The 23,070-nt window shown below is 63.6% G+C and carries 16 protein-coding genes; 5 read left to right on the forward strand and 11 right to left on the reverse strand.

The genetic code is table 11. The features are described from left to right. The first annotated feature begins 6 nt into the window (after positions 1-6). The 4 genes from ileS to ispH all read left to right on the forward strand — a co-directional run bounded on the left by ileS (position 7) and on the right by ispH (position 4,822). A complete protein-coding gene (gene ileS, locus KDW96_RS16170) occupies positions 7-2,838 on the forward strand; it encodes an isoleucine--tRNA ligase (RefSeq protein ID WP_255837247.1) in 2,832 nt (943 codons plus the stop codon). Then, positions 2,831-3,340: a signal peptidase II gene (gene lspA, locus KDW96_RS16175; RefSeq protein ID WP_255837248.1), complete on the forward strand. Its 510-nt coding sequence runs from the start codon at positions 2,831-2,833 to the stop codon at positions 3,338-3,340. The genes ileS and lspA overlap by 8 nt, the downstream gene beginning before the upstream one ends. Continuing rightward, positions 3,333-3,770: an FKBP-type peptidyl-prolyl cis-trans isomerase gene (locus KDW96_RS16180; RefSeq protein ID WP_255837249.1), complete on the forward strand. Its 438-nt coding sequence runs from the start codon at positions 3,333-3,335 to the stop codon at positions 3,768-3,770. The genes lspA and KDW96_RS16180 overlap by 8 nt, the downstream gene beginning before the upstream one ends. A gap of 107 nt (positions 3,771-3,877) precedes the next feature. Beyond that, complete coding sequence (gene ispH, locus KDW96_RS16185) at positions 3,878-4,822, forward strand: 4-hydroxy-3-methylbut-2-enyl diphosphate reductase (RefSeq protein WP_255837250.1); 945 nt, start codon at positions 3,878-3,880, stop codon at positions 4,820-4,822. 110 nt (positions 4,823-4,932) lie between these two features. Here ispH and KDW96_RS16190 read toward each other — a convergent pair whose 3' ends face one another. The 8 genes from KDW96_RS16190 to KDW96_RS16230 form a co-directional block, all read right to left on the reverse strand. Continuing rightward, on the reverse strand, positions 4,933-9,666 hold the full coding sequence (locus tag KDW96_RS16190; protein WP_255837251.1) for a PilC/PilY family type IV pilus protein: 4,734 nt from the start codon (positions 9,664-9,666) through the stop codon (positions 4,933-4,935). 584 nt (positions 9,667-10,250) lie between these two features. Then, positions 10,251-10,703, reverse strand: coding sequence for a type IV pilin protein (locus tag KDW96_RS16195; protein WP_304665558.1), 453 nt, complete (start codon positions 10,701-10,703; stop codon positions 10,251-10,253). Positions 10,704-10,705: 2 nt separating this feature from the next. Continuing rightward, on the reverse strand, positions 10,706-15,484 hold the full coding sequence (locus KDW96_RS16205; protein ID WP_255837252.1) for a pilus assembly protein: 4,779 nt from the start codon (positions 15,482-15,484) through the stop codon (positions 10,706-10,708). Positions 15,485-15,504: 20 nt separating this feature from the next. After that, positions 15,505-15,990: a PilX N-terminal domain-containing pilus assembly protein gene (locus KDW96_RS16210; RefSeq protein ID WP_255837253.1), complete on the reverse strand. Its 486-nt coding sequence runs from the start codon at positions 15,988-15,990 to the stop codon at positions 15,505-15,507. Next, on the reverse strand, positions 15,987-16,994 hold the full coding sequence (locus KDW96_RS16215) for a PilW family protein (protein ID WP_255837254.1): 1,008 nt from the start codon (positions 16,992-16,994) through the stop codon (positions 15,987-15,989). The genes KDW96_RS16210 and KDW96_RS16215 overlap by 4 nt, the downstream gene beginning before the upstream one ends. After that, the gene (gene pilV / locus KDW96_RS16220) at positions 16,991-17,428 is read right to left on the reverse strand and encodes a type IV pilus modification protein PilV (protein ID WP_255837255.1); all 438 of its coding nucleotides are present in this window, start codon (positions 17,426-17,428) and stop codon (positions 16,991-16,993) included. Before pilV ends, KDW96_RS16215 begins: the two co-directional genes overlap by 4 nt. Positions 17,429-17,454: 26 nt before the next feature. Next, positions 17,455-17,970 carry a GspH/FimT family pseudopilin gene (locus KDW96_RS16225; protein WP_255837256.1) on the reverse strand — a complete coding sequence of 172 codons (516 nt, stop codon included), beginning with the start codon at positions 17,968-17,970 and terminating at the stop codon, positions 17,455-17,457. A 99-nt stretch (positions 17,971-18,069) separates the two neighbouring features. Next, on the reverse strand, positions 18,070-18,585 hold the full coding sequence (locus KDW96_RS16230) for a GspH/FimT family pseudopilin (RefSeq protein WP_255837257.1): 516 nt from the start codon (positions 18,583-18,585) through the stop codon (positions 18,070-18,072). Between the two features lie 65 nt (positions 18,586-18,650). Between KDW96_RS16230 and thiO the strand changes: the two genes are divergently transcribed. After that, positions 18,651-19,760 (forward strand): glycine oxidase ThiO, encoded by a 1,110-nt coding sequence (gene thiO, locus KDW96_RS16235; protein WP_255837258.1) that lies wholly within the window; start codon positions 18,651-18,653, stop codon positions 19,758-19,760. 36 nt (positions 19,761-19,796) lie between these two features. Here thiO and KDW96_RS16240 read toward each other — a convergent pair whose 3' ends face one another. From KDW96_RS16240 to KDW96_RS16250, 3 genes are read right to left on the reverse strand one after another with little or no spacing between them, the layout of a single operon-like run. Then, positions 19,797-21,134, reverse strand: coding sequence for a sigma-54-dependent transcriptional regulator (locus KDW96_RS16240; RefSeq protein WP_255837259.1), 1,338 nt, complete (start codon positions 21,132-21,134; stop codon positions 19,797-19,799). Between the two features lie 2 nt (positions 21,135-21,136). Beyond that, a complete protein-coding gene (locus KDW96_RS16245) occupies positions 21,137-22,729 on the reverse strand; it encodes a sensor histidine kinase (RefSeq protein ID WP_255837260.1) in 1,593 nt (530 codons plus the stop codon). After that, on the reverse strand, positions 22,719-22,955 hold the full coding sequence (locus KDW96_RS16250) for a PP0621 family protein (RefSeq protein ID WP_255837261.1): 237 nt from the start codon (positions 22,953-22,955) through the stop codon (positions 22,719-22,721). Before KDW96_RS16250 ends, KDW96_RS16245 begins: the two co-directional genes overlap by 11 nt. Positions 22,956-23,070 lie beyond the last annotated feature (115 nt).

Consider the following 23,070-nt stretch of genomic DNA (forward strand, 5'->3'; position numbering starts at 1 on the left):
CCTGAGATGACCGACTACAAAGCCACGCTAAATCTGCCTGATACCCAGTTCCCGATGAAGGCCGGCCTGCCGCAGCGCGAGCCGCAGACCCTGCAGCGCTGGAACGACCTTGGCCTGTATCAGAAGCTGCGGCAGATTGGCGAGGGACGACCGAAGTTCGTCCTGCACGACGGCCCGCCCTATGCCAACGGCAGCATTCACATCGGCCATGCGGTCAACAAGATTCTCAAGGACATCATCACCCGCTCCAAGACCCTCTCGGGCTTTGATGCGCCCTATGTGCCGGGCTGGGACTGTCATGGCCTGCCGATCGAGCACAAGGTGGAAACCACCCACGGCAAGCACCTGGCCGCCGACAAGACCCGCGAACTGTGCCGTGCCTACGCCGGCGAGCAGATCGAAGGGCAGAAGGCCGACTTCATCCGTCTCGGCGTGCTGGGCGACTGGGACAACCCCTACAAGACCATGGCGTTCGCCAACGAGGCCGGCGAGATCCGCGCCCTGGCCGAGATGGTCAAGCAGGGCTTCGTGTTCAAGGGCCTGAAGCCGGTCAACTGGTGTTTCGACTGCCGCTCGGCGCTGGCCGAGGCGGAAGTCGAATATGCCGACAAGCAGTCGCCGACCATCGATGTCGGTTTCCCGGTCGAGGACGCCGACAAGCTGGCGGCGGCCTTCGGCCTCGGCGCCCTGGGCAAGACCGCCTATGTGGTGATCTGGACCACCACGCCCTGGACCATCCCGGCCAACCAGGCGCTGAACGTCCACCCTGAGTTCGAGTACGCCCTGGTCGACACCGGCGACAAGCTGCTGCTGCTGGCCGAGGAGCTGGTGGAGTCCTGCCTTGCCCGCTACGGCCTGCAGGGCGAGGTGGTCGCCCGGGCGAAGGGCGAGGCACTGGAGCAGATTCGCTTCCGTCACCCCTTCTACGAGCGTTTCTCCCCGGTCTACCTGGCCGACTATGTGGCCCTGGACGCCGGTACCGGCATCGTCCATTCGGCCCCGGCCTACGGCGAGGACGACTTCCACTCGTGCAAGCGCTACGGCATGCACAACGACGACATCCTCAATCCGGTGCAGAGCAACGGCGTGTACGCCGAGTCGCTGCCGTTCTTCGGTGGCCAGTTCATCTGGAAGGCCAACCCGGCGATCGTCGACAAGCTGGCCGAGGTCGGCTGCCTGCTGGCCCACGAGAAGGTCAACCACAGTTACATGCACTGCTGGCGTCACAAGACCCCGCTGATCTACCGCGCCACCGCCCAGTGGTTCGTCGGCATGGACAAGCAGTCGGCCCAGGGCAACAGCCTGCGCGAACGCGCCATCGCCGGCATCGGGCAGACCGCCTTCGTCCCGGCCTGGGGCCAGGCGCGCCTGCACGGCATGATCGCCGGGCGTCCCGACTGGTGCATCTCGCGCCAGCGCAACTGGGGCGTGCCGATTCCGTTCTTCCTGCACAAGGAGAGCGGCGAGCTGCACCCGCGCACTGTCGAACTGATGGAGGCCGTGGCCCAGCGCGTCGAGCAGCAGGGCATCGAGGCCTGGTTCCAGCTGGACGCCGCCGAGCTGCTCGGCGACGAGGCCGCCCAGTACGACAAGATCAGCGACACGCTGGACGTCTGGTTCGACTCCGGCACCACCCATTGGCACGTGCTACGCGGCTCGCACCCGCTCGGCCACGATGCCGGCCCGCGCGCCGATCTCTACCTGGAAGGCTCGGACCAGCACCGCGGCTGGTTCCACTCCTCGCTGCTGACCGGCTGCGCCATCGACGGCCATGCGCCCTACAAGGCGCTGCTGACCCACGGCTTCGTGGTCGACGAGAACGGCCGCAAGATGTCCAAGTCCCTCGGCAACGTGGTGGCGCCCCAGGAGGTCAACGACAGCCTGGGCGCCGATATCCTGCGCCTGTGGGTGGCCTCGTCCGACTACTCCGGCGAGATGGCGGTGTCCAAGGTCATCCTGCAGCGCAGCGCCGACGCCTACCGGCGCATCCGCAACACCGCGCGCTTCCTGCTCTCCAACCTCAGCGGCTTCGACCCGGCGCAGCACCTGTTGCCGGAAGGCGAGATGCTGGCGCTGGACCGCTGGGCGGTCGACCGCGCCCTGCTGCTGCAGCGCGAGATCGAGGAGGCCTACGACAGCTACCGCTTCTGGAACGTCTACCAGAAGGTGCACAACTTCTGCGTGCAGGAGCTGGGCGGCTTCTACCTCGACATCATCAAGGACCGCCAGTACACCACCGCCGCCGACAGCGTGGCGCGGCGGTCCTGCCAGACCGCGCTGTTCCACATCGCCGAGGCGCTGGTGCGCTGGATCGCGCCGATCCTGGCCTTCACCGCCGACGAGATCTGGCAGTACCTGCCGGGCGAGCGCAACGAGTCGGTCATGCTCAACGGCTGGTATCAGGGGCTGAGCGAGTTGCCGCAAGGCTTCGAGTTGAACCGCGAGTTCTGGGAGCGGGTCATGGCGGTCAAGGCGGCGGTGAACAAGGAGCTGGAGAACCAGCGCAGCGCCAAGGCCATCGGCGGCAACCTGCAGGCCGAAGTGACGGTGTACGCCGAAGACAGCCTGATCGCCGATCTGGACAAGCTGGGCAACGAACTGCGCTTCGTGTTGATCACCTCCACCGCCAGCCTGGCGCCGCTGGCCAGCGCGCCAAGCGATGCGGTGGAAACCGAAGTGGCCGGCCTCAAGCTCAAGGTGGTCAAGTCCGCCCACGCCAAGTGCGGTCGCTGCTGGCACCACCGCGAGGACGTCGGCAGCCATGCCGCCCATCCGGAGATCTGCGGCCGTTGCGTGGACAACATCGAAGGCGCTGGCGAGGTTCGTCACTATGCCTAACGCCGGCCGTTTCGGGCGGTTGGCCTGGCTGTGGCTGAGCCTGCTGGTGTTCGTGGCAGACCAGGCCAGCAAGCTCTACGTCGAGGATGTACTGACCCTGTACCAGCAGGTGGTGGTGATCCCCGGCTACTTCAGCTGGACCCTGGCCTACAACACCGGCGCCGCCTTCAGCTTCCTGGCCGGCGCGTCCGGCTGGCAGCGCTGGTTCTTCGCCGCCGTCGCCCTGGTGGTCAGCGTGGTGCTGGTGATCTGGCTCAAGCGCCTCAGACGCGACGAAACCTGGCTGGCCGTGGCGCTGGCCCTGGTGCTCGGCGGCGCGCTGGGCAACCTGGTCGACCGCGTCGTGCTCGGCCATGTGGTCGACTTCATCCTGGTGCACTGGCAGCACCGCTGGTATTTCCCGGCGTTCAACATCGCCGACGCCGCCATCACCCTCGGCGCCATCCTGCTGGCGCTGGATATGTTCAAGAGCAACAAGTCCGGAGAAGTCGCCCATGACTGACCTACGTATCGGCCCGGACAAGGAAGTCACCCTGCATTTCGCCCTCCGCCTGGAAAACGGCGATGTGGTGGACAGCACCTTCGACAAGCAGCCGGCCACCTTCAGGGTCGGCGACGGCAACCTGCTGCCCGGTTTCGAGGCCGCGCTGTTCGGTTTCAAGGCCGGCGACAAGCGCACCCTGCAGGTGCTGCCGGAGCAGGGCTTCGGCCAGCCCAACCCGCAGAACGTGCAGCATATGCCGCGCGCGCAGTTCCAGGACATGGAGCTGTCCGAAGGCTTGCTGGTGATCTTCAACGACGCCGCCAACGCCGAGCTGCCGGGGGTGGTCAAGGCGTTCGACGAGGCCCAGGTGACCATCGACTTCAACCACCCGCTGGCCGGCAAGACGCTCAACTTCGACGTGGAAATCATCGAGGTCAGGGCGCTCTGACGCTTGCCGACGGGGCCGGGTAAACGGCCCCGCTAAGCCGCCATTCGCCCGCCCCGTGCGGGCGGCGTTACACTCCCAGTTCCCGTTTCGCGCCGAGATTCACGCCCATGCATATCAAACTCGCCAATCCCCGCGGCTTCTGCGCCGGCGTCGATCGCGCCATCGAGATCGTCAACCGTGCCCTGGAGGTCTTCGGCCCGCCGATCTATGTGCGCCACGAGGTGGTGCACAACAAGTTCGTGGTCGAGGACCTGCGCGCCCGCGGGGCGGTGTTCGTCGAGGAGCTGGATCAGGTGCCGGACGACGTCATCGTCATTTTCAGCGCCCACGGCGTGTCCCAGGCGGTGCGCAACGAGGCCGAACGGCGTGGCCTCAAGGTGTTCGACGCCACCTGCCCGCTGGTGACCAAGGTGCACATGGAGGTGGTGCGTTACAGTCGCGAAGGGCGCGAGTGCATCCTCATCGGCCACCAGGGGCATCCCGAGGTGGAGGGCACCATGGGCCAGTACGACGCCAGCAATGGCGGCGCCATCTATCTGGTGGAGGACGAGGCGGACGTGCAGCGCCTGCAGGTGCGCAACCCCGAGGCCCTGGCCTTCGTCACCCAGACCACCCTGTCGATGGACGACACCAGCAAGGTGATCGACGCCCTGCGCCGCAAGTTCCCCGGCATCGGAGGCCCGCGCAAGGACGATATCTGCTACGCCACCCAGAACCGTCAGGACGCGGTCAAGCAGCTGGCGGCCGAGTGCGACGTGCTGCTGGTGGTCGGCAGCCCCAATAGCTCCAACTCCAACCGCCTGCGCGAGCTCGCCGAGCGCATGGGCACCCCGGCCTACCTGATCGACGGCGCCGACGACCTCAAGCGTGAGTGGTTCGATGGCGTCGCCGGCATCGGTATCACCGCCGGCGCCTCGGCGCCGGAAGTGCTGGTGCGCGGCGTGGTCGCCCGCCTGCAGGCGTGGGGGGCGAACGGGGAGAGCGAGTTGGCGGGCAGGCCGGAGAACGTGACCTTCTCGATGCCGAAAGAGCTGCGGGTCAAGCAGGTATGAAGAAGGGGCCTCTTGGCCCCTTCTTCAATTGTGGGTGATACTCGTCGTGAGATGGTTTCAGTGCGGCCCCCGCAGTGGCAGAGGCATTCACTTCGCCTTTCGTCGGATCACTAGCGCTCGTCAATCCAGTAGGTCGGGCCGACGCTGATGTCGACTTCCAGCTCCTCGCACTCCGTGCCGATGCACAGTGGTGGTTTGTCGGCGCCCTCTGGGAACAGAACCGTGCCTTTCGGCGGGATGCCGGCGGTCAGCAGGATGATGCTTCGATCCGCCCGGTCCGGTGAGCCTACGATACGTTGCTGAGGCGGCGTGGCGTCGAACAGGCTGACCGCATAGGAGCGTCCGGTGCCCTGCACGGCCTTGCACGTGTTGTTGGCCGAGTTGGAGCTCGGCTCGTAGGTGTTGAAAAACACCTGTCCTGCGAAGGTCGTCGCTTCCGAGAGCACTTTCTCCCCTGGTCGCTCCAAACGGATATACCAGCCGCCGGTTTTCTTGTTGAACGCGGCAGCGGCGGCCGCTTTCTGGGTTGCGGTGCCCTCCTGGATCAGGTTGAGCGTCGCGTCGTACATGTCGGCTTCGGTCAGCGTGGTATGGACGGTATTGCTGCCGATGATCGGGGTTCTGAACGAGTAGAAACGGTCCTCGGCGCCGATGTCGAGCGGGTGGCCTCGGTAGCCCGAGCCGATGTTGACGACCAGGGCCTTGCCGGCGTTCACCGTCAGCAGGGCGATGTCCGGCTCGTTATAGAAGCGACGCAGCTTGGCTTCCTTTTGCGCGGTGGTTTCGCTACCGGTGTCAGGCGGAATTACGCTGGCAAAGACGCCGTTCTCTTTGGTATTGCCGCCGGTGTTCGCCGGGGCGATGAGGTCGGTGATGCCGTTGCCGTTGTTGATAAAGAAGCGCCAGACCTGCCCGCCCATGTCGCCAACGAAGAACTGGTCGGCCAAGCCGTCGCGGTCGATGTCGATGACCCGCACGCTACTCGGGATGCTGTAGCGCATTTTCTCCAGTTCCTGATGCTGCGCACCGATCGGCAGGTTTATGAGGGACTTGTCGCTGCTGCCGGTCCAGATCAATGCACCGGTCAGCGCGTTGACCACATACAGCGCATTGCCGTGGGTATCAGGACTGAGCAGATTGCCCTTTTTCAATCGCTCGAGGGAGGAGATGTCGTCCTGATTGTCGTCATAACCACCTGCGAAGATCAGGATCGGCGTCTCGGTGCTGCCGATCTTTATCTTGGTCACCACTGGCGCCGACCAGGTCTGCCCCAGGCGCTGGAAGCCAAAGGTGGATGGGGTAATAAACCAGCGCATCTTCGGGTTGTTGACGTCTGTGATATCCAGGGCGTAAAGATTGCGGCCACCGCGGCCCATGGTCGCATAGGCATAGACGAACTCGCCGCTGTTGAGGCTGCCCGGAAGCAGGGTCGGCGTTGACTTCGAGGGGTCGCGCCCGCCATAGATCACGCCATTGCGGTTCACATCGTTGACCCAGAGGGCCAGCGTATTGTCCATGCCGTAGGGGCGTCCCGGCGGTGTTCCGGTACGGTCGTTGACCTTTAGTTTCTTGATATTGGTCAGCAGTTCCTGAGGCATGAAGGCCATCTGCTCGTCACCGGTTTTGGTGTCGAAAGCATGGACGAAGCCTTCATTGGTGCCGACCAACACGCTTTGCTCTTCGCTAGCGCACCGGGTCAGGTCGGTGTCGGTGAAGTTGTTGCATTTGTAGGTCACCAGACGCGGAGCCGAATGCAGCGGGTCGCCGAGGACGCTGCGCGAGCTGCCGTCATCGTTTAGGCCGCGGATCCAGTTGATCAGGGCGGTGCGCTCGGTGGCATCGGCGGCGCCCAGCATTTCCTTGGTGATAGTCGCGTTGCCGTCGATAAGCAGGTTGCCACCAGTAGTCAGGCTAGCCGGGGTGATCGGCGAATTGCCCAGATAGGTATAGGCCTTGCGGCTGGTGTGGGCGGGTAGGCGGCCGGCTGCGCCTCCTTGGGCTGTATTGTTGCCGTCGTTGCCGATGCTCCAGAAGCTGCGAGCGGTAGGCTCGAAGAAACCTGTGCTCTTGTCGATCGCACCAACATTATCGGCATCGAGGATGATGTCCCCCGTGCCGCTGTTGAGGGCGTAACGCTTGAGGTTGCCGGCCCAACGGTCGGTTTCCGACGGTTTGAACAAGGCGAAGTAGACTTCGTTCTTGTTGCTCGAACGATTGAATTGGTTGACCGTTGCCCCTGGGCTGACGAAGGTGGTGTCGGTCTTTAGTACATCCTGGAGGATCTGACTGAAAGCAGCACTCAATTGCGAGGCGTTTTCTGCTGTGTGGGCCTTGCCTTTGCCGTTGGCGGCCAGGTCGTTGAGGAAGGCCTGTGGCTTGGTATTGGGCGCCATGGCGCCCAAGGCAAAGCCGATCGTGTGGGTGGTGATGAAGTTGTCGCCGCTGATTGAGGACTGATCGTTCGCGGCGAGCCAGGTCGCCAGAGTTCGACCGCACTGCTCATCCGAGTCCGAGGCATCGTCTTTACAGTCTGTGCCTGTCCAGCCCTCGATGCCGCCGGTCGACGAGCTGCTGGATCCATTGGCCTGTCCGTCGGTGAGTAGCACGAGGTGAGTAGACTGGCAGGCGCTGGTGATGGGGCTAGTGAAACCACTGCGTTCTCCTCTGAGATATTGCGCAGCGTCGTAATAGGTCGGTACCAGAGGCGTGCCGTTTCTCGCATCCATCGCCTGCACAAGGTCGTTAAGGTGCTGGCGTACGGTATAAGTGCTGGTCGCGAGGCCGCCGCTTTCCAGCTTGATGCGCAGCTTGAGCGCTTGCGCCGGGTTGCTCTCGTAGGCTTTGACTTCGAGATTGGTGTCAGCGTTCTGAACCGACATCAGGGTGATTGCGTTGCCTGGAGCCCAGCCAGGACGGTCGACGACCGCCTGCAGGCCTTGCTTGAGTTCGTCTGATTTGCAGATAACCGGGCTGCCCGCCACCCAGCTGCTAATTAGACAGGTGCTATTCGGGGTGTCCGAGCGATTGGTGATGTTGCGGTTGCTACTGGTAAACGGCAGTGAATTGTCGGCGTTCTCGAAGCGCAGAACGGTGGAGATGTTCGGGCTGCTCTCGGTCTTGGTCGGGGTCAGGAATGCCTCGACAGACATGATCTTCGCGCCCTTGGTCAGTGGTATATCCTCGAAGCGCGCGGCAAATCTGCTGCGCTTGACCGGCAGTGTGGCGTCGCCGAGCACCATGCTCCCGTCCCTCTTTTCATAGGCATCGTTCTTCGGGCTGCTAACGGTCGCCTCGATAATCGGGTTGAGGCAGCCCCCGGTCCCGCCTGTGTAACTGATCGTGAGGGTCGGCTGCAGGCTCGGCGCGGCGTCAAAGCTGTAGGCCGTGCGACTGCCGTTGCCGCTCAAGTGCTCAAGATGAATGGCCAGGGAATTGTTGCCACACCAGTTCCCCAGATTCACCACGCCCTGCACCAAGCTGGTCACATCTGGACCCTGCAGATGTGTTGGCGGGTTGCTGGGGCCCCAGGATGGCGCGTTCCAGGTGACGACCGCCGGAAGTTTGCCGCGGCCAGAAAGGTTGGTGGTGTTGCTGAAGGTGCTGGCGCTGCCCGTATTCTCCGCCCTGACCTGCAGGGTCAAGGGATCGCTGTTGGCTGCCACTGGGACGAAGTTGAGGTATGCCGAGGTGATGGTGGCGCCTTGTGGGATAGCCACGTTCTGGAAACGCAAGGCTGCGCTGCGGGTTCTGCTGCTTGGACTGGATGAGGTGGAGGTGATCCGCAGTACCGGTAGTTTGTCGATCGTACAGCCTATACCTACCTTCATGCAGATGATGTGGTTTTCGTCTTGATTGCCAAGCAGCTGAAGCACCAAGTTCTCGACTGCTGAATTCGTATGTGGCAGGCCGCGAAGTCCGTTGACTTCCTGGGTAATATCCAGTGTGACCGGGTTCAACGGGTTCCACGCTGCATCGGGAAGGCTGCGCCAGGCACTGAAGGTGCGTCCGGTGATGCTGGTGTTGTCGTTCGGCGGCATCGCATTCTTGCTGCGCTCAACCGAAACTTGCGGTTTCAGTGGGTTGATCTGGCTGAGGACCGGATAGATGGTCAGAGTGGCGGAGTTGACTGTGCTGCTGGCCGGAATACCCAGCCCGGAGAAGTACATCAACGCGGTCCCAGCATTCTTGTCGGTCAGCTTAAGTTGGCTCTGGTTGATGCCGACGCAGGGTGTACCCCCGGGTCGAGAGGAGGCGAGTGAGGCATCAAGCAGGCAAGAGTGATTGTCCTTATTCAGGAATGCATCGGCTCGGGCCAGGGTGTAGCTCTTGGTCGAGGAGCCCGATACCTCGAACTTGCCTATTGGCAGCGTTGGTTCATCGATCACCGCGGTGGTGGCATTGCTCCACTGGGTTGCGTCGTCACCGCTGCTCAGCATCTGCGGATTCCCGGCTATCTGCTTTACAGAGCCAGGCAGCGGGGAGTCGATATTGGTAACGGGGTAGACCATGCGCGTGTCGTTGTACTCACTGCGCGGATTCAGGACCATGATCCCGGCGTTAATCGCGCCGGACTGGTTGATGATCGTAGAGAAGGAATCCTTCAGTACCTGCATCCGTGATTGTTCGCCAGGCTCGTTGGGGACACTTTGATCAGTGGTGCTCCAGGCCATGGAACCGGAATTGTCGAGGACGAACAGCACGTTGGGGCGCACGTCAGAGCTGATGGCCGCGCCACCGAAGAAGATCTCGGTGTCGTCGGCAAAACTGACCGCGCTGTGCAGCACCAGGAGGCTGGCAAAGGCGCTAAGCGCCATTCGGTGGAGTGCTGGTGCGCGCTTGGTCATGATGGAGTCCTCGGGTGCTTCAATCGTTGATGCGAACGGGACAAACCTGCTGTTGCTGGACAAATCGAGTGCCGCTGGTGTTTGAGCTTGGAGTAATGGCTTTTCGCCATTTCAGCGTGAGCCCAAGTGAACGCTAGCCCATGGCGGAGGAAGGTGCAGTCAGGGATGACAGGCGAGCCATAGAGGGGGGCGAGCGGCAACTCTGTGAGCTGCTTCGCACTCTGTTTCGGGTGAAAGGCGACTATCTCCGGCATTCCGGACTGGGCGGTCCGCTAGTCGGGGTTGCTTTAGTGACAATGGGAGTCGTCAGGACGCGTTCAAGCAGCAGGAGCAACGGAGGCTTGTTCTGCCGATCGGTAGCGCCAACGTAGGGTGAAAGCCGGTCGAGCCAAGCCCGCTCAGGTTGCGCAGAGCGATGGCGTCTCCGTCAACCACAGCGTCGGAGAAGGTCCCGGAATGCGTTCAGAGGGATGGTGGGAAGGGTAGGAGTGCGGGGCGGGCGGGGCGGGCGGGGCCAGTTGTACCCCTTTAATATCTATCAGGGGGCAGGCGAGCGGAAAAAAGGGCCTTTCGGCCCTCTTTCCTCACAATCCGCGGCAGCCGTTGTTCCAGACATCCACGGCTATCGGGTTGTCCCCCGGAGGGTTGGCCAGGTCGCCGGTGGCAGCCCTGACTCCGGCGGAGTTAAGCGTCAGGGTGCCCCGACCCGCCAAGCGGCTGCCGGCCAGCGGGGTGGCGGTCAGCAGATAGCCAGTTGCCGTGAGGTTCCCCGGCACGATGGTGAACTGCGCATTGCCGTCCACCGGGCTCTGGTCATAGCCACTGGCGGCCAGGTTGGCGCCCTGGTAAGTGTTGTTCTGCGAGCGGAAGCGTTCCATCACATTGGCCGCCCCCACCAGGGTCGCCGTGGCGTCCTGGCAGGCTGCCCGCATCAAGTAGCTCTGGTAGTTGGGGATGGCGATGGCCGCGAGTATGCCGATCAGGGCGATGACGATCATCATCTCGATCAGGGTGAAACCCGTTATTTCCTTCTTCATGGTTATCGCTCGTCAATCCAGTAGGTCGGGCCGACACTGATGTCGACATCCAGCTCTTCGCACTCGGTGCCGATACACAGCGGCGGTTTGCTGCCATCGCCTTCGGGGAACAGCACCGTTCCGGTCGGTGGAATTCCGGCAGTCAGCAGGATGATGCTGCGATCTGCCCGGTCCGGGGAGCCGACAATGCGCTGCTCGGGCGGCGTCGCGTCGAACAGGCTCACGGCATAGGAGCGGCCTGTGCCCTGCACGGCCTGGCAGGAGGCGTTGGCGGAGGTCGAGCTCGGTTCGTAGGTGTTGAAGAATACCTGACCTGCGAAGGTGATGGCTTGGGCGAGCACCTTCTCCCCCGAGCGTTCCATGCGGATATACCAGCCGCCAGTGTTCTTGTTGAACGCGGCCGCCGCGGCGGCCTTCTGCGAGTCGCTTCCTTCCTGAATCAGGTTGAGGGTCGCGTCGTACATGGCCGATTCGGTCAAGGTGGTGTGGGGGGTATTGCTGCTGATGATTGGAGTTCTGAAGGAGTAGAAGCGGTCCTCGGCGCCGGTATCGAGCGGGTGGCCGCGGTAGCCCGAACCGATATTGACCACCAGTGCCTTACCGGCGTTGACCGTCAACAGGGCGACATCCGGCTCGTTGTAGAAACGGCGTAGCTTGGCCTTGCGCTGAGCGGCGGTTTCGCTGCCGGTATCCGGCGGAATCACGCTGGCGAACACGCCGTCCCCGGTCGTCCCGGTGCTGCTGTCGGTGGGGCTGATCAGATTGCCGACGGTGCTGCCGTTGTTGATGAAGAAGCGCCAGACCTGGCCGCCCATGTCGCCGACGAAGAACTGGTCGGCCAGCCCGTCGCGGTCGATGTCGATGGCGCGCACGCTGCTGGGGATGCTGTAACGCATCTTGCTCAGCTGCTGGTGGGCCTGTGCCGGCGAGTTGGTCAGCTCGTTGCTGCCTGACCAGATCAGCGCCCCGGTCACCGCATTGACCACATAGATGGCGTTGCCCTGGTCATCGTTAACCAGCGGGGTGCTGTCCAGTTCGCCAAGGATGGCAATGTCGTCCTGACGGTCGTCATAGCCGCCGGCGAAGATCAGTACCGGGGTCTTGGTGCCGTTGATGTCGATCTTGGTCACCACTGGGGTCGACCAGGTCTGGGACAGGCGGGCGAAGCCGGGAGTCGTCGGGGTGATGAACCAGCGCATCTTGGGGTTGGCGATGTCGGTGACATCCAGGGCGTAAAGGTTACGTCCCCCTCGGCCCATGGTGGCGTAGGCATAGACGAACTCGCCGCTGTTCACCCCGCCAGGCAGCAGGGTGGGGGTCGATGCAGAAGGATCGCGGCCGCCGTAGATCACGCCGTTGCCGTTCACGTCGTTGACCCAGAGCGCCACGGTGTTGTCCATGCCGTAGGGGCGGCCAGCGTTGGAGGTTTTGCCGTTGGTCTTGAGTTTCTTGATGTTGGCCAGCAGCTCCTGGGGCATGAAAGCCATCTGCTCGTCGCCGTTGTTGGTATCGAAGGCCTGTACGTACCCCTCGTTGGTGCCGACGACTACGCTCTGCTCCTCGCTGGCGCACTGGGTCAGGCTGCTGTCGGTGAAGCTGTTGCACTTGTAGGTCACCAGGCGCGGCACCGAGTGCAATGGATCGCTCATCGTCTTGCGCTGGCTGCCGTCTTCGTTCTGGCCGCGGGCCCAGTTGATCAGCGCCGTGCGTTCGCTGGCATTGGCAGCGCCGAGCATCTCCTTGGTGATGGCCGCGTTCGCGTCGGTGAGCAGGTAGGCGCCTGTGCTCAGGCTGGCTGGGGTGACCGGTGAGGTGCCCAGGTAGGTGTACGCCTTGCGGGTGGCCGCATTGGGCAGGCGGCTGGCCGCACCACCCTGGGCGGTATCGTTGCCGTCTGCCACGGCGCTCCAGAAGCTCTTGGCGCCTGTCTTGAAGAAGCCGGTCTTCTTATCGATGGCGCCGACCTTGTCGGCATCGAGGATGATGTCGCCACCGCCGCTGTTGAGCGCGTAACGCTTGAGGTTGCCCACCCAGTTATCGGTGTCCGATGGCTTGAACAGGGCGAAATACACCTCGTTCTTGTTGCTCGAACGGTTGAACTGGTTGACCGTCGCGCCCGGGCTGACAAAGGTTGTGTCGGTGCTCAGCACATCCTGCAGGATCTTGCTGAAGGCGGCGCTGAGCTCAGCGGCGTTCTCGGCGGTATAGGCCTTGCCTTTGCCGTTGGCGGCCAGGTCGGTTAGGAACTGCTGTGGCTGAGTGTTGGGCGCGAGGGCGCCCATGGCGAAGCCGATGCTGTGGGTGGTGATGAAATTGTCACCGAAGGTGCTCGACTGGTCGGTACTTGCCATCCAGGTCGCCAGGCTGCGGCCGCACTGCTCGTCCCAGTCCGATGCATCGGCGCTGCAACTGCTGCCGGTCAGACTGCCAATCGAGGCCTGGGCGCCGTTGCCGTTGGCCTGGCCATCGGTGAGCACCACCAAATGGGTGGTCTGGCAGGCGCTGGTGATGGGGCTGGCGAAGCCAGAGCGATCGCCCCGCAAATAGCGCGCCGCCTCGTTCATGGTCGGTACTATGGGGGTGCCGTTACCGGTGGTCATGGCCTGGACCAGGGCATTGAGGTGCTGGCGCACCGTGTAGTTGCCGCTGGCCAGCCCGCCGTGGGCGACCTTGATGCGCAGCTTGATCGACTGGGCGGGGTTGCTCTCGTAGGCCTGCACCTCGAGGTTGGTGTTGCTGCTTTGCACGGACATCAGCGCCAAGGCGTTACCGGGCACCCAGCCAGCGCGGTTGACGATGCCTTGCAGGCCGGTGCGCAGTTCTGGGCCGTTGCAGACCACTGGCGTGCCGGTCGTCCAGCTGTTGATGGTGCAGGTGCTGTTGGTGGTATCGGGGCGGTTGGTGACGTTTCTGGTGCTGGCCGAGAACGGCGCGGCATTGTCCGAGTTGTCGAAGCGTACGATGGTATTGATCGGGCTACCGATATTGACGGTGTTGGCCGGCGTCACGACGACTTGGGCGTCGAGGATGGTCGCGCCGTTAATCAGCGGCACGTTCACGTAACGGGCGGCGAAGCGGCTGGTATCGACCGGCAGGGTATTGCCGCCCAGGGTCATGTTGCCGTCGCTGTCCTCGAAGACGTCATCCTTCTCGCTGGCAACGCTTGCCTCGATGATGGGGTTCAAGCAGCCGCCGCTGCCTCCTGTGTAGGTCACGGTGAGTGTCGGTTGCAGGCCGGGGGCGCCGTCGACGCTGTAGGCAGTGCGTGAGCCGCTGCCTGCAGTCGGCGTCAGATAGAAGGCCATGGAATTGTTGCCGCACCAGTTCGACAGGCTCACCACTTCCTGGACCAGGCTCGTGACATCGGGGCCTTGTTCGTGAACGGGCGGGTTCTGGTTGGTCCAGGGGGCAGGGCTCCAGCTGTTCAGGGCCACGGTCTTGGGGGTGCGCCCAGCGACGTTGCTGCCGCTGGTAAAGACGGCGGCGTCCGCTACCCGCTCGGCCTTCACCTCAAGGGTCAACGAATCGGCGTTGCTGGTGGCCGGCGCGAAGTCCAGGCGCGCACTCTGGATGGTCGCGCCCTGGGGGATGCCGACGTTCTGAAAGCGCAACGCCGCGGTCTTGGTTTCATTCTGGATCGCGGTGCTGTCGTAGCTGATCACCAGGCGCGGGGCGTTGCTCACGCCGCCACTGCTGCCGCAGTTGCGTGTACAGAAGGTGTAGTTTCTGGTGCTGGTGGCGCGCAGTTTTAGGAAGACTTGTTGCAGCGCGTCCGCATCGTTGTCCAACACCTGCTTGACCAGGTCGGTGACGTCCAGACGAGTTGTGTTCGACGCATTCCAGGAACTGGCCGCAATATTGCTGGTGGCGAGGTAGCTGCGACCGGGGTCGACCTGGGTCAGGTCATTCAGCGCCGCGGGTGTCTTGCTGTCCTGCAGCGTCACGCCGATGGTCGGCAGGTTGCTGTTCTGGTTGTTGGTCGGGCGCAGGTCCAGGTAGGCGCGAAAGCTGGGCTTCAGACGGGCGGCCGCGGGAATGCTGAGGTTACGGAAATACAGCATGGCCGTGCCGATGATCGGCTCGGCGTCGCCGGTATTCGTGTCGTTGTTGGAGCGGATATTGATGTTGTCGCGGTCGTCGTTGCCGCAGGCATCATTATTTTTATTGTGGTCATTGCCCGGCTCGTCCATTCGGCAAGCCCAGTCAATGTTGCTGTAGCGGCTCTGGAAGAACGCGTCGTTGTCCAGCAAGTCGCTGCTTTGACTCTCGACCGTGGTTGTGCTGGTGGTGACGAAGCCCATCTGCAGGGTGCCGCCGTTGATCACGGCCCCTCCGCCCAGTGTGCTTTGGGTGGCGTCGTCGCCACTGACAATGATTTGTGGAGTGCTGGCAACCTGGGTCACCGAACTGGGCAGCGGCGCATCGATGTTGCTGACCGGGTAGACCATGCGGGTGTTGTTGTAGGCGCTGCGGCTATTCAACACCATGATGCCGGCATTGATGGCGCCCGCATTGTTGATGATGCTGGAAAAGGATTCCTTGAGCACCTGCATGCGCGACTGTTCGGAGCCAGACGGGTTGGTGTTGCTGGTGGTGCGCCAGGCCATCGAACCGGAGTTGTCGAGCACGAACAGGACATTGGGGCGGACGCTGTCGTCGATGGCCGCGCCACCGAAGAAGATTTCGGTGTCGTCGGCGTAGCTGACCGCACTGTGCAGCACCAGCAGGCTGGAGAGGGCGCTAAGTGCCAAGCGGTGAAAAGCTGTGAGGCGCTTGTTCATGTTGGAATCCTTGGGGTGTTTCACTTGATGACGCGATCGCGATAGCCCTGCAGGTGCCGGGCATAAGTGTTGCTGTCGACAATCTGGGCTGCAGTAGTGGCATTGGGGTCAAGCGTGGCGCTACTGATGAAGTCGTAGATGACGGTCTGCGGGGTGCCGCTGCCAACCTCGGCATCCAGGCTGTAACCGTCTGCATAGCGTGAGCTCGACTGCATGCGCGCTCTGATGGTTCTGGCCGGGCGCCCCCCTTCGGCGGGGTAATCGAGGGATAGAACCGTATCGGCGGGCGGTGCTACGCCGCCACCGACCTGATCGGTCAGGGTCGCCAGGGCGCTTTCGGAAGCCTGGAAGGCGATGTTGCTTTCCTGGGCGTTTGTGGCCATGCGCTCTTGCAGGGATGAGCTGGTCGAGGCGGTGATCGCCAGAATGGTCAGCAGCAGCAGCAGGATCAAGCTGACGACCAGCACCACGCCGCTCTGCTTACGCGGGCCGTACAGATGTTTCATGGCCGATTCCTCACGTCCACAATGGTGTTGAATACCCGGCGCAGTCGCCTGTCGCCGATGGCCGCCAACTGAGTGTCTCCGCCGATATTGGCGATGGCGAAGGCCTGGGTGTTGGCGTCGCCGGCTATTTCTTCGGGGCTCGACACCACCAGGCTGATCTGCAGGCGGCTGACCTGCAGGCGCAGAGGGTCGGTCAGGTTGGCGGCATTGAACCAACTGGTCTGGCCGGCGTTGTCCACCCCGTAGAGCACCTGGAAGTTGTCGACGTCGGCAATCATGGCCGCGCCGTTCTTGAACAGGGTCGGGCGATTGTTGTTGGTGGCGTCGTTGGCAATGGCATAGGCATTCTCGACGACCTGAAGAAACTGCGAGCCGTCGCCGGTGGGGATGCCGTACAGGCTGGGCGGCGCGCCGTTATTGGCACCCTGCAGGTTGGTGATGGTGTACTGATTGGGAAATGCCGCTTGGGTGATCGGGTCGCCGTTGTCGACACGGGCGGAGGCGACGCCGGTGAAGATGGCGACCTCGTCACAATTGGTCAGGATGAACTCGTAGCGGTTGCCAGCAACGAACGAAATATTTCCGCCGCTGATAAATGTCACCTGGGTCGCGCCGATGCTGGTGGCGCGCATGCGCGTCGGCGTGGCGTGGCGCATCACCAGGCTATCGCTGGCGGTGCCGGCCCCCTCGTTCAGTTCGGCGTTCTGCACGCCCATGGCGTCCAGGGGAAAGACTCTGCTCGAGTTGGCCCGGCTTACCGTGGTGGGGGTGGCGCAGCCTTGATAACCGGTGCGACGAAAGTCCTGCTTGAGCATGTCCAGGGCAATGCGGCCATTTTCCTGCAAACGGGCCATGGACGAGTTGGCCCTGTCGGTCTCGTTGGAGTTGATGAACAGTTGCAGGATACCGAGCAGCAGGAAGGAGCTGAGCAGCAGCGTGATCATCAGCTCGATAATGGTGAGACCCTGTTGTGTGCGGCGACCGCTGCTTAATAGAAACCTCATAGTGCCGCCCTCAAGACAAATGAGCATTGACGAACACCCAAAACCAGTGGGCAGGCCGTGGAGCTGTCCTCCTGCCAGAAGATGGACACGGTGTAGGCGTTTCCAGCGCGTGCAATTGCGCCAGTCAGGTTGGATTGCACCAATTGGGTCTTCCACTCGAACAGGTCCAGGGCCGCCACGTTATTGGCCGTGCAGCCGTTGGCCTTGCAGCCGGGGTCGGCCGGGACTCCCGCGGCGGCGGCGATGACGTAGTTGTCGGTGCCGGTGGCGACGGCGCTGTTCAGGCGCATGCGTTCGATGATGTCGTAGGCCAGCCAGCTGGCCTGACTGCGCGCGGCGGCGCTCTGGTTCGACTGCATGCTAGTCATCATCAGGCTGGCCGTGCCGAACAGGCCGACGGCGAGGATCAGCAGCGCGATCAGCAGCTCGATCATGCTGAAGCCGCGTTGGTGATGGGGGCTCATGGGCATACAACGTCTCCCTGTGCATTGCCTTTGCTGATCCGGCTCTGCCCGGCGGTATTGAGGCGAACCTGGCGTGAACTGTTGGCGCCGCGCGTATCGCAGATTCTCAGCATGGCACCTGCGGTGAGGGTGCCGTCGGTCGAGAAGCTCAACGCGCCGTTGACCCCGCGAATGGTGTTGCCATTGGTCACTGCAGGCATGACGCGCACCAGTTCGGCTGCCGCCGCGCTGCCGTTGTCGTCCACGTCGCGGAACACGATCATGCCTTGCTCCCAGGAGTTGGTGTTGCAGGTGGCCTGATCGGTGCTCGCGCAGATGCGGGTGGTCACCCGGCTGGTCACGGCCTCGCTGCGAGCCAACTGCATCAAGCCCTGCATCTCGTTGACCTGAGTAGAAAGACGACCGTTTTGCATCATGGTGTTGAATTGCGGGATGCCGTAACTGGCGATCAGCGCCACGAGGGCGATCACGATCATCAATTCGATCAGGGTGAATCCGTTGCTCCGATGCATTGCACTGTTTCCACTTGGGCCCATGTGAACCCTAATCCATGACAGCGCGAAGGGTGTCTTCTGCTTGACCAGCGAGCGAATCGGGCGACGAGCTGCAGCTTAGTGGCAGCGGGCGTTGGCGGGGGCTGCTTGAGTTCTCACTCGGCCTGTTAGGTTGATCACAACTTGCTGTTTAGGCGTGTTCTGATCGCATAGCGTGAAGGTCCCGTTCAGCGCCAAAGTGGTGCCGTCGGCTTCGAATTGGAGATAGCTGCGACTGCGGAAGTTCGACCACCGCCAGCTGAAACCGCTGGGGATGTACAGTTGCTGGAGCAACTCCTCGCCGGCATCGTGTTGGCCATTTTCGTTGAGGTCGGTGAAGATCAGCAGCCGGTCGCGCCATTCCCTTTCCTGAGCGCAGGGGCCGAGACCTGAGCAGAGGGTGGTGGTCACCCGTCCTGTTACGGCCGCACCGCGGGCATAATGCAGTGCACCCAGCAACTGATTGGTTGCTTGTGCCTGCTTGTTGCGTTGCAAGGTCGAGGTAAAAGCAGGTAATGCGGAGGTGAGCGTCAGTGTGCCGATCAACAGGCAGCCCAGAAGCTCGACCAACGAGCGGCCGTGCGTCCTTTGCATGGTTCCAGCGTCCTTGCCAGAAGTTGAGCATTCAGTAGAGAAGCAGTGTAGGACGGAATTGTCGTATGCCAAGTCGTGAAAACGCGGAAGTTTGTGTCATCGGCGGGGGCGTCATAGGGCTGTTGAGTGCCTATGGATTGGCTGCCAGCGGTGTGTCGGTGGTGCTGCTGGACCGCCAGCAGGTAGGTGCCGAATCCTCCTGGGCCGGCGGCGGTATCGTTTCGCCGCTCTACCCCTGGCGCTACAGCGCCGCGGTGACCGCACTGGCGCATTGGTCCCAGGATTTCTATCCGCATTTAGGCGAGCAGCTGCTGGCCGAGACCGGCATCGATCCCGAGGTGTACGTCACCGGCCTGTACTGGCTGGATCTCGAGGATGAGGCCGAGGCGCTGGAGTGGGCGCGTCGTGAGCGTCGGCCGTTGCGCCAGGTCGACATGGCGGCCGTGCAACAGGCCGTGCCGGCACTGGCGCGGGGGTTCAGTCGCTCGGTGCAGATGGAGGACGTGGCCAATGTGCGCAATCCGCGTCTGGTCAAGGCGTTGCGGGCGGCGTTGCTGAAGCTGCCGAACGTGACCCTGCGCGAGCAGTGCGCGGTCACGGGCTTCATTCGAGAGGCGGGTCGGGTCCGTGGTGTGCGCACGGCGCAGGGGGATATCCATGCCGATCGGGTGGTGGTCGCGGCCGGCGCCTGGAGTGGCGAGCTGCTCAAGGGCCTCGGCATCGAGTTGCCGGTCGAACCGGTGAAGGGGCAGATGATTCTCTACAAATGCGCGGAAGACTTTCTGCCGAGCATGGTGCTGGCCAAGGGGCGCTACGCGATTCCCCGGCGCGATGGGCACATTCTGGTGGGCAGCACGCTGGAGCGTGCGGGCTTCGACAAGACCCCTACCGAGCCGGCGCTGGCAAGTCTGAGATCGTCAGCCGAGGCCCTGCTGCCGGCGCTGGCCAATGCAGAGGTCGTAGGGCACTGGGCGGGATTGCGCCCGGGGTCGCCGGAAGGCGTACCCTTTATCGGGCCGGTTCCCCAGCACGAGGGGCTCTGGCTGAACTGCGGCCATTATCGCAACGGCCTGGTGCTGGCTCCGGCATCCTGCCAGCTGCTGGCCGATCTGTTGCTGGAGCGTGCGCCGATCATCGATCCTGCGCCCTATGCGCCGGCGGGGCGGTTGCGCTGACGGGCTGGGGCTCTCCGGGTGCATCTGAGCCGGGGGTCAGTCGATCCCCAGCTTCTTCAGCCGGTAACGCATGGAGCGAAAGCTCAGCCCCAGGCGCTGGGCGGCTGCGGTGCGGTTCCAGCGGGTTTCTTCCAATGCCTGCATGATCAGCTTGCGTTCGATGTCTTCCAGATGGTCTTCCAGGTTATCGATCTGCGCCAGGCTCGCCTCGCCGTTTTCGCCGGCGGGGCCGGCGTCGGCCAGGCGCAGGTCGCTGGCGCTGATGCGGTCGTCTTCGCACAGGGTGTAGGCGCGCTCGAGCATGTTCTCCAGCTCGCGCACGTTACCGGGGAAACGGTAGTTCTTGAGCTTCTCCAGGGCCTCGGGGTCGAGCCGGGCGGGGTCCAGGCCGGTGTCGTTGGCCAGGCGCCTGAGCATCACTTCGGCCAGCTTCGCGATGTCCTCGCGGCGTTCGCGTAGGGGCGGCACGCGCAGCTCGATGACGTTGAGGCGATAGTAGAGGTCCTGGCGGAAGCGCTCGGCGGCGACTTCGGCGGCCAGGTCCTTGTGGGTGGCGCAGAGGACGCGTACATCGACCGTCACCTCCTGCTGGCCGCCGACCGTGCGTATCGCCTTTTCCTGGATAGCCCGCAGCAGCTTGACCTGCATGGCCAGCGGCAGGTCGGCGACTTCGTCGAGGAACAGGGTGCCGCCATTGGCTGCCTGGAACAGGCCCTGTTTGTCCTCGACGGCGCCGGTGAAGCTGCCTTTCTTGTGGCCGAAGAACTCGCTCTCCATCAGCTCCGAGGGAATGGCGCCACAGTTGACCGGCACGAACGGCTGCTCGTTGCGCGGGCCCTGCTCGTGGATGAGGCGGGCGACCAGCTCCTTGCCGCTGCCGGATTCGCCGCTGATATACACCGGCGCCTGGCTGCGGGCGAGCTTGAGGATCTGCTTGCGCAGTGTCTGCATTGGCGGCGAGTCGCCGAGCAGGCGGCTGTCGACCGGCTGCTCCGCGCTCTCTTGCGTGCGCAGGCGCAGGGCGGTGGCCACCAGTTCGCGCAGGCGGCCGAGGTCGACCGGCTTGGTCAGGAAGTCGAAGGCGCCGGCCTTGAGGGCGTGGATCGCCGTGTCCAGGCTGCCGTAGGCGGTGATCATCGCTACCGGCACCTGGGGATGACGCTGCTGAATGTGCTGCACCAGCTCCAGACCGGTGCCGTCGGGCAGGCGCATGTCGGTCAGGCAAAGGTCGAACGGTTCCTTGGCCAGCCATTCGCGCGCTTCCTTGACGTTGCGGGCGCTGCGGGTGTCGAGCTTCATCCGGCCGAGGGTGATCTCCAGCAGTTCTCGGATATCGGGCTCGTCATCGACGATCAGGGCTATCTGGCGGGTCATGGTCAGCTCAGCTTGCGCGGGTGGGCAAAGGTGATGCGAAAGCAGCTGCCGCCGTCTTCGCGAGGTTTGTAGTTGAGGCGTGCCTGGTTGCTTTCGCACAGCTCACGGGAAATATACAGGCCCAGGCCGGTGCCCTTGTTCTCGGTGGTGTAGAACGGCTCGAAGATGTGCTGCAGCTGCTCGGCCGGCACGCCGGGGCCGTCGTCCAGCACCTCGAGCACCGGCAGCTCGCTGTCCGTGTCGCGAAACAGCTTGAGCCAGACCTGGCCCTGGCGATGTTGCTGCGCACTGTAGCGCAGGCCGTTCTGCACCAGATTGGTCAGCACCTGGGTCAGCTGGTGCGGATCCATGCGGGTCTGGATGGTGCCGCCCTGGGTCTCCAGGTGCAGTTGCCTGTCGGGCGGCGCCGAGCTGCGAAACTCGCTGGCAAAGCGGTGCAGCCAGTACTTGAGGTCCAGCAGCTGCGGCTCGGCCTGGCGCCGGCGTGACAGTTGCAGCACGTTCTCGATTACCAGGTTCATCCGCCGCGAGTGGTCCTGGATGATCTGCGCCAGGCGCTGGTCGGGGCCCTGCAGGTCCTCCGACTCCTGCAGAAGCTGGGCGGCATGGCTGATGGCGCCAAGCGGGTTGCGGATCTCGTGGGCGATGCCGGCGGTCAGCCGGCCCAGGGAGGCCAGCTTGAGCTGCTGGGCCTGCTGGGCGACCTGGGAAATATCGTCGAGGAAGATCAGCGTCTCGCGCTGCTCGCCGCGTTGCAGTGGCACGAAGCTCGGCTGCAGAACCGGGCCATCGGGCTGGGCCTGCAGGCTGGCCGGACGCAGGGTCGGATTCTGCTGCCAGTGCTGCAGGCGCTTGACCAGCTCCGGGCAGTGGGGATCGAGAATCCTGCCGGCCAGGGCCTCACGGCCGAGCAGGCTGAGGGCGCCCTGGTTGGCCAGCAGCACGCGGTGCTGGTCGTTGAGGACCAGGATGCCGGTGCGCATGCGTTGCAGGATCAGGGCGTTGAGCGCCTCCAGGCTGGCGACATCGGCGGCCCGCTGTTCGGCCAGGCTTTCGCTGGCATGCAGGCGCCGGGTGATGCCCTGGACGAACAGCGCGGCGGCGAAGCACAGGGCGCCGAGGGCGCCGACCTGAACGAACTGGGCGGCGGCGGCCGGTCGACTGAGGCTGAGGTAGAAGGTCAGGTAGATCAGGCCGATGGCGGCGACGGCGGCGATCAGCAGGCCGATACGCCCGCGCAGCAGGATATTGGCGATCGCTACCGCGACCACCAGCAGAGCACCGATGCCGCTGGGGGTGCCGCCTGCGGCATAGAACAGGCCGGACAGCAGGATGATGTCGACCAGCGCCAGGCTGAACACCTGAATGAGGCTGCGTGGTCGCTGCACCACCACGGCGACCAGGATGTTCAGGATCAGGTAGAACCAGCTGCCGTTGCGGAACAGGTCGACGTGGGCCAGGTCCAGGAGGTCGTTGTCCAGGTCGCTGGAAATCAGCAGCACCAGGGCCAGTCCGATGGCCAGGCGGTACAGGTGATAGAGCCGCAGGATGCGTCGACCCTGGGGGCCGCTCAGGGGCAGAACCTCAGTGCTCACCGGATTTCGGGCCTTGTTCCAGGTGCGCCCGGCTGCAGTACCAGCGCTCGTCCTGATTGAGCGCGTGCTCGCGGGGCACGTGTACGCCGCACTGGGCGCAGCGGACCATGGGGGCGGGCTTGCGGCTGGCGCTCTCGGGGCGCTTTGGTGGGCGGATAAAGCGGCGCCACAGCCAGAAGCCGGCGGCAATGATGGCGATCAAGATCAGCAGGCGAAACAGGCCCATAGCGCACTCTTCTCCAGTAAGGCCTGGCAGTTTAGCCAAGCTGGCGGTCCCAGCACAGCGGCTATAGCCTTTGCTGTGCATTGTTTCCGCGGGCGACGATGCGGGACAATGACCG

This window comes from Pseudomonas benzenivorans, assembly GCF_024397895.1.
Taxonomy (GTDB): Bacteria; Pseudomonadota; Gammaproteobacteria; order Pseudomonadales; family Pseudomonadaceae; genus Aquipseudomonas; species Aquipseudomonas benzenivorans_A.

Bases quoted from the DNA above. Each gene is read 5' to 3' on its own strand.
- KDW96_RS16190 (WP_255837251.1), bottom strand. From the start codon at position 9,666: ATGACCAAGCGCGCACCAGCACTCCACCGAATGGCGCTTAGCGCCTTT.
- KDW96_RS16195 (WP_304665558.1), bottom strand. From the start codon at position 10,703: ATGAAGAAGGAAATAACGGGTTTCACCCTGATCGAGATGATGATCGTC.
- KDW96_RS16230 (WP_255837257.1), bottom strand. From the start codon at position 18,585: ATGCAAAGGACGCACGGCCGCTCGTTGGTCGAGCTTCTGGGCTGCCTG.
- KDW96_RS16180 (WP_255837249.1), top strand. From the start codon at position 3,333: ATGACTGACCTACGTATCGGCCCGGACAAGGAAGTCACCCTGCATTTC.
- pilV (WP_255837255.1), bottom strand. From the start codon at position 17,428: ATGATCGAGCTGCTGATCGCGCTGCTGATCCTCGCCGTCGGCCTGTTC.
- KDW96_RS16205 (WP_255837252.1), bottom strand. From the start codon at position 15,484: ATGAACAAGCGCCTCACAGCTTTTCACCGCTTGGCACTTAGCGCCCTC.
- ileS (WP_255837247.1), top strand. From the start codon at position 7: ATGACCGACTACAAAGCCACGCTAAATCTGCCTGATACCCAGTTCCCG.
- KDW96_RS16210 (WP_255837253.1), bottom strand. From the start codon at position 15,990: ATGAAACATCTGTACGGCCCGCGTAAGCAGAGCGGCGTGGTGCTGGTC.
- KDW96_RS16250 (WP_255837261.1), bottom strand. From the start codon at position 22,955: ATGGGCCTGTTTCGCCTGCTGATCTTGATCGCCATCATTGCCGCCGGC.
- thiO (WP_255837258.1), top strand. From the start codon at position 18,651: ATGCCAAGTCGTGAAAACGCGGAAGTTTGTGTCATCGGCGGGGGCGTC.
- KDW96_RS16215 (WP_255837254.1), bottom strand. From the start codon at position 16,994: ATGAGGTTTCTATTAAGCAGCGGTCGCCGCACACAACAGGGTCTCACC.
- KDW96_RS16240 (WP_255837259.1), bottom strand. From the start codon at position 21,134: ATGACCCGCCAGATAGCCCTGATCGTCGATGACGAGCCCGATATCCGA.
- lspA (WP_255837248.1), top strand. From the start codon at position 2,831: ATGCCTAACGCCGGCCGTTTCGGGCGGTTGGCCTGGCTGTGGCTGAGC.
- ispH (WP_255837250.1), top strand. From the start codon at position 3,878: ATGCATATCAAACTCGCCAATCCCCGCGGCTTCTGCGCCGGCGTCGAT.
- KDW96_RS16225 (WP_255837256.1), bottom strand. From the start codon at position 17,970: ATGCATCGGAGCAACGGATTCACCCTGATCGAATTGATGATCGTGATC.